Origin of the sequence: Streptomyces durhamensis (assembly GCF_000725475.1) — a bacterium.
Lineage (GTDB): Bacteria > Actinomycetota > Actinomycetes > Streptomycetales > Streptomycetaceae > Streptomyces > Streptomyces filipinensis.
Window position 1 is genome coordinate 1 of record NZ_JNXR01000070.1, and the last position, 5,979, is coordinate 5,979.

General features: G+C 71.2%; 5 protein-coding genes and 3 pseudogenes. 3 read left to right on the top strand and 5 right to left on the bottom strand.

What is annotated here, in order from left to right; translation table 11 throughout:
• Positions 1-293: 293 nt before the first annotated feature.
• A pseudogene (locus tag IO33_RS53315) lies at positions 294-341 on the top strand (hypothetical protein); the annotation flags it as partial.
• Between the two features lie 228 nt (positions 342-569).
• Here IO33_RS53315 and IO33_RS0141735 read toward each other — a convergent pair.
• Positions 570-1,586: a HEAT repeat domain-containing protein gene (locus tag IO33_RS0141735; RefSeq protein ID WP_031174298.1), complete on the bottom strand. Its 1,017-nt coding sequence runs from the start codon at positions 1,584-1,586 to the stop codon at positions 570-572.
• Positions 1,580-2,566 carry a HEAT repeat domain-containing protein gene (locus tag IO33_RS45310; protein WP_425348008.1) on the bottom strand — a complete coding sequence of 329 codons (987 nt, stop codon included), beginning with the start codon at positions 2,564-2,566 and terminating at the stop codon, positions 1,580-1,582. The genes IO33_RS0141735 and IO33_RS45310 overlap by 7 nt, the downstream gene beginning before the upstream one ends.
• Positions 2,567-2,844: 278 nt before the next feature.
• Here IO33_RS45310 and IO33_RS54390 point away from each other — a divergent pair, with 278 nt between their 5' ends.
• Entirely contained in the window at positions 2,845-3,162 is a 318-nt protein-coding gene (locus IO33_RS54390; protein WP_078964164.1) for a winged helix-turn-helix domain-containing protein, read from the top strand.
• A gap of 362 nt (positions 3,163-3,524) precedes the next feature.
• Here the strand turns inward: IO33_RS54390 and IO33_RS45315 are convergent.
• Positions 3,525-5,067, bottom strand: a pseudogene (locus IO33_RS45315) (ribonuclease J).
• A gap of 132 nt (positions 5,068-5,199) precedes the next feature.
• Positions 5,200-5,439 (bottom strand): hypothetical protein, encoded by a 240-nt coding sequence (locus IO33_RS45320; protein WP_245236072.1) that lies wholly within the window; start codon positions 5,437-5,439, stop codon positions 5,200-5,202.
• Positions 5,440-5,542: 103 nt separating this feature from the next.
• Between IO33_RS45320 and IO33_RS53320 the strand changes: the two are divergent.
• Positions 5,543-5,662: pseudogene (locus IO33_RS53320) on the top strand (CBS domain-containing protein); the annotation flags it as partial.
• Between the two features lie 155 nt (positions 5,663-5,817).
• Here the strand turns inward: IO33_RS53320 and IO33_RS48875 are convergent.
• On the bottom strand, positions 5,818-5,979 hold a 162-nt coding region (locus IO33_RS48875; protein ID WP_280921965.1), incomplete at its 5' end, for a non-reducing end alpha-L-arabinofuranosidase family hydrolase.

Consider the following 5,979-nt stretch of genomic DNA (forward strand, 5'->3'; position numbering starts at 1 on the left):
AGCAGCAGGACTCCGAGCACCTGCTGGAGACCACCGGCAAGCAGCTGCGCAAGCTGATGAGCTGGGTGAACGAGGAGGCGTAAGCCTCACGGCAGGGGGGCGGCGCCCCGAGCAGCCGCCCCCTCCCGCTCCGCACCCGCGCCCCTCGCTCCACCGGCCCACACGTATGTGTCGGGGACGGATCGACCCGCTCGCCGAACCGGCACTTCCGCCATGACACGCGTACCCGAAGAAGGCATGGTCCTGGTCCCCGGCAACTCCACCGCTCGTTCTCCCGGGCCACCGAGGAACCGTTGATCACCCAGCTGGCGCTCAGCCGTACGATCGCCCAGCTGGAGAGCGGTCTGAGCGTCCGTCTGCTCGACCGCTCCTCACGGCACGTCGAACTCACCGACACGGGCGCGGAGTGCCTGACGCACGTCGAACGGGTCCTCGCGACCCTGAACCAGGCCCTCGCGGTAGCTCGCCACCGCGTCACCCTGCGGCTCGGCTCAGCTGGCTGCTGCCGAAGGGCGCGCCCGGTACACGGAGGGTCTGCTGCCGGTCCCCGCCCGCTGACCACGGCGCCGTCACAGGCGGGACCGCTCCTGGAGCACCCCGAGGAAGGCCGAGGCGACGAGTGCGACGGCGCGGTCCTCGTCGTGTGCCAGCCGGCGCAGGACGTCCTGCGCGGTGGCCCCCGGCAGCTCGACCAGCGCCTGGGTCAGGCGTATCCGCGTCGCGGAGTCCGCGGTGGGCGCGGCGAGTTCGCCGGCCAGTGCGGTCAGGATCCGGTCCCCGCACCCGGGGTCCTGGGACAGCGTTCCCAGGACCTCCGCCGCGTCGACGTCGTTGGCGCCCTCGACCACCATGCCGACGAGGGCCGGCACGGCCTCGGTCACCCCACGCCTGCCCAACGCCAGCGCGGCGTGCCTGCGCACCGTCGTCTCCGGGTCCCGGAGCGCCTCCGCGAGCACCGCGGTCGCACCCGGGGTCTCGGGCATCCCCGCGATCGCCTGCACCGCACGGCGCCGGACGTCGACGTCCTGCGACCGCACGCCGGCGGCCAGCGTCTCCACCCCGTCGCCGCCCGATCGGGCGAGCGCCCAGCGCAGGGCGCCCGCCACGTTGGGGTCGGATTCGGTCAGGACCGCCCCGGCCAGCAGCTCGGCGGGAACCGGCAAACCCTCCGGCCGGGCCAGCACGGCCTGCTGCCTGCGGGCGGCGCTGGTCGAGTCGAGCCCCTGCATGAGCTCGACGATGCGCAGGACGTCCTGCCAGCCGGTGGGCGCCGACGCATCGATCGCGCGGAGCCGCTCCAGCAGCTCCCGTTCCCGCTCCAAGCGGTCTTCCGTCCACCGGATGAGGTCGCTGACCAGGGCGGACGGCGTGAAGGCCGGGTCCTGCAGCGCGCGCCCGATCTGCTTGAGCGAGAGCCCGAGGGACCGCAGGCTCTCCACGTGGAAGATCCTGCGGACGTCCTCGGCGGAGTACTCGCGGTAGCCGCCGACGGTGCGACCGGTCGGTCGTACCAGCCCGAGGGCGTCGTAGTGCCGGAGCATCCGGGCACTCACCCCCGAGTGACGGGCCACCTCCCCGATCAGCACCCCGCGGCCTCGGTCACGTCCGCGTCAGCCACGGCGCCGGCCGTCGCTGTAACCCCGGCGGCCTCCCCGACACCCGCCCTCTCCCCGGTCGCGGCGGACTCCCCGGCCTCCACGGCCTCCACCGCCTTGGCAGCCTCCGCCAACGCGGCCGTCTCCGCGGTCCCGGCGGACTCCGCGACGCCCGCCACCTCCGTAGCCTCCGCGGACTCCACGAAACCCGCCGTCTCCCCGGCCCGCGCGGACTCCCCGGCCTCCCCGCTGTGCCCAGGCTCGGCGGCTCCCGACACAGCCCCGGCGGCTGCGGCTCGTTCCGGGCCGAGTGTGACGACTCGCTTCGCCTCGTCGAGGGCCGCGTCGAAACCGGTCTCCGGGTTCTGCCGCAGCAGCTCGGTGGCACGGGCGTGCGCGGCCACCACCGGGTCGGGGTGCGCCGCGGCCTGCTCCAGGGCGGGCGTGCTCACGTCGCCGAGGTCGACGAGGGCCCGGCTCAGGCTCAGCCGCACCTCGCGGTCGCCGCGGCCGAGCTGCATGACCAGTTCGCCGGCCAGGTCCCTCTTCACGTCCTCGGGCACGAGGGCGACCGCGACGCGCCACGCGGTCCGCGCGACCTCGTCGTCGGCGTCGCGCAGCATGTCGCGCGTGATCCAGGCCCACGCGCTGCCGTCACCGATCTTGGAGAGCGTGTGCAGCGCCTGACTGCGGGCCTGGGTGCGCTCAGAGCCGAGTTCCTGGCGGATCCGGGACAGGGTGATCTCCGGCGGGAGGCGGGTCAGCGCCCAGGACAGCATGTCCCGCACGAAGAAGTCCGGCTCGACCGCGCACCGCTCGACGAGTGTCTCCAGGAAGCCGGGATCGGGGTTCGAGCCGACCGCCAGGGCCGCCTGAAGCCGGACCGACGCGTCCTGGGCGCCGAGGGCGTCGGCCACGCGGGTGTGCTGTGGGGTTCCGTTTGTCGTGTGGATCGGGACCACCTCCTGCACCCAGCGCACACCTTATCAACGTGTCAAGGTCAAGCCTGGTGCCGGCGAACCGGCCGTAGCGGGCCTCTTGCTCAGCGGACGCCGGCGGAGTCGGCGATGCGGGTGACCGCCACGCCGTGGGCGATCCGCACCTGGGTCCACTGAGCCGCATCAATCGCCGGAGTAGCCCCAGAAGTGGATTCCCAGCCGAGTGCAGCGATCCAACTGGGTCTGGATCCAAGCCACTTTCTCAGCAGAGGGCGCCACACGGGCTGGAGCGGCATCCTACGATCGCCTGCATGCAGCTGACACCCCACGAGGTACTCGGCCGTTGGCTTCTCATAACGCTTGGCGAGATGGGCGGTGCGGGTTCCAAGCAGGCCGTGCTTCGGAGGATCGAGGAGCGGTACGGTTCCCAGCTCACCGAGACGGACCACCTGCCACAGCCATCCAACGGGGAAGTCAAGTGGGAGAACCGAACCGCTTGGCAGCGGAACCGGATGGTCAAGGCAGGGCTGCTCAAGCCTTACGAGAGGCGCGGTGACCCTTGGGCGCTCACCGAGGCAGGCTGGGCAGCTCACCGTGCCCTTGTACCCGGTCAGAGGGGATCCGCTTAGAGGTCCAAGCGGAAGGGGCTGCCGTCGTAGGGGTGAGTGTCCCACTGCGTGACAACGCCGACGAACACCACCGGACGAGCGCGGACGTCTGTGGACCATCGACACAGGCGTCCACGCCCTGCCGATCGGAAACACGTCACAAGGTGGGTGACGGGAGAACTCGGGCGGCAGGTCAGCTGCGGGATGCCCGGCGCAGCGCTCGCCGCCGGGCCGCCCCGGACGCGTCCGGGCGAAACCCGGGCGCGATTCGTACGGGCCGACCCGGCGGGCCGGTGATGAGGCTGGACATCAGGACCGACTCGTCGCCGGGTTTCACCTCGTACACATCGGCGTCCTCCCCCGGACGCCTGCCCGGGTGTGGCTCAGGCGTCGATGATGACGGGGATGATGAGGGGCTGGCGGCGGTGGGTGCGGTACGCCCAGTTCGCCACGGCGCGGGCGAGGAGCTGTTCGAGTTGGCGGGCGTCCCCGACGCCTTCCTCGGCCGCGGTGGCCAGGGTCTTCTCGATGACGGGGATGACCGGCTCGAAGGTGGCGTCGTCGTGGACGAAGCCCCGGGCCAGGAAGTCGGGGGCCTCGGCGAGGGCGCCGGTGTCAGCGTCGACGATCGCCACCACCGTGACCACGCCTTCGGCGGCGAGGGTGGTCGGGGTCGACACCGGTGCGGATGGCGAGGTCGGCGTTGGCCCGCAGGTGGCGCCATTCGCCGTGCACGGGCATGACGTTGCGGGGCTTGACGATGTTGTAGCAGTAGACGAGTTCACCGGCGCTGGCATGCCCGGAGACGTGCACCTTGGCGTTGCCCTTGTGGACCACGTGGGCGCCCCACCGGGTGAGTCCGTTGATCACCCGGTAGATGGCGTTCTCGTTGCCGGGGATGAGGGAGCTGGCGAGCAGGACGGTGTCGCCCTTGCCGATACGGATCATGTGGTCGCGGTTGGCCATCCGTGACAGCGCGGCCATCGGTTCGCCCTGGGAGCCGGTGCACACCAGAGTGATCTTGTGGTCCGGGAGCTTCTCCAGCTCCTTCGTGCTCACGACCAGACCGGAGGGGACCTTCAGATAGCCCAGGTCACGGGCGATGCCCATGTTGCGGACCATCGACCGGCCGACGAAGGCGACCTTGCGGCCGTGCTGGTGGGCGGCGTCCAGGACCTGCTGGATACGGTGCACATGACTGGCGAAGCTGGAGACGATGACCCGGCGCGGCGCGGTGCGCATCACCTGCTCGATCGCCGGGTTCAGCTCACGCTCGGAGGTGGTGAAACCGGGTACTTCGGCGTTGGTGGAGTCGGTGAGGAACAGGTCCACGCCCTCCTCGCCGAGGCGGGCGAAGGCGCGCAGATCGGTGATGCGGTCGTCGAGAGGGAACTGGTCCATCTTGAAGTCGCCGGTGTGCAGGACCATCCCGGCCCGGGTGCGGATCGCGACCGCGAGGCTGTCGGGGATGGAGTGGTTGACCGCCACGAACTCGCAGTCGAAGGGCCCGAAGCCACGCCGGTCGCCTTCCCGCACCCGCACCGTGCGCGGCCGGATGCCGTGTTCCTTGAGCTTGGCCTCCAGGAACGCCAGCGTCAGCTTGGAACCGACGACGGGAATGTCGGACCGCTCGCGCAGCAGGTACGGCACGCCGCCGATGTGGTCCTCGTGGCCGTGGGTGAGGACCACGGCCACGATGTCGTCCAGCCGGTCCCGGATCGAGGTGAAGTCCGGCAGGATCACGTCCACACCGGGCTGGGTCTCCTCGGGGAACAGCACGCCGCAGTCGACGATGAGCAGTTTGCCCGCGTGCTCGAAGACGGTCATGTTGCGGCCGATCTCACCCAGGCCGCCCAGGGCGATGACCCGCAGCCCTCCTTCGGGAAGGGGCGGTGCGGCTTTCAGCTCGGGGTGCGGATGACTCATACCCTGACGGTACCCGGAGAGCGGGACAGGGTGATCCATTGCCTGTGTGATCTCTTCCTCCCGACAGGGTCGGGGCACCACGACGGGTGCCCGGGGACGATCCGATGACGCCGGCGGCCGGACAGCGAGGGATCAAGGCGATACCGCCTTCGGTGGGACAGCCGTGCGCCCGGGGGTGCCGGCGAAGATCTCGTGCCCCTTGTCGTGCTGGCCGGCCTCCGCGGCCTCCTGGTGCGCCTCGCCGCTGGGCCACTCGGCGTACAGCAGTGCCCGAGTGCCGTCGGCGCTGTGCGGGAGGTGCGCCCGATCTTGCCCCGGGCGCCCGCCGCGCCTCGGCCGGGCGGCGGTCACGGCGTCCGTGAAGGCACGCACTCGACTCCATGACGTCCAAGGCCGCGGTGACCAGGCAGCCGGGCGGGTGAGACCTGTGCGCAGGTCAGCACAGGGTCACCGTCGGTACTCAGGAACCAGGACGGTGCGGCGAGCCCGTGCGCCCACGGGCCGCAGCCGTACCCTTACGAACCCGTCGGTCTGGGATGACATGACCGTGGAGGTGGCACTGTCCGTGATGGCCGCCGCCCGTACAGGTCAGCTTGGCGGGTGACGACCTGGCCGGCCTGCTTGGGGGGGGTAGTGGCGTCGCAGCCCCGTGTCCACGACGGGCGGGGCTGCCCTGTGCCTCCCGTGGGCAAAGGCGACGGCCGGCCCGATCTGGGGGAGGCCTCCCGTCGGCGAGGTACACAGGCCGGTTCAGCGTTGCAGGGTGAGGACAGCCGGCCGCCAGGGCAGTTGGTCGTAGGGGCCGCTCGCGGTGGGGGACTTGCCCTGGTAGAGGAACTGCAGGTTGCAGGGGTCGATGGTCATGGTCTGGTCGGGGTTGGTGCGGACCAGGTCGCCGTGGCTGATGTCGTT

Bases quoted from the DNA above. Each gene is read 5' to 3' on its own strand.
- IO33_RS54390 (WP_078964164.1), top strand. From the start codon at position 2,845: ATGCAGCTGACACCCCACGAGGTACTCGGCCGTTGGCTTCTCATAACG.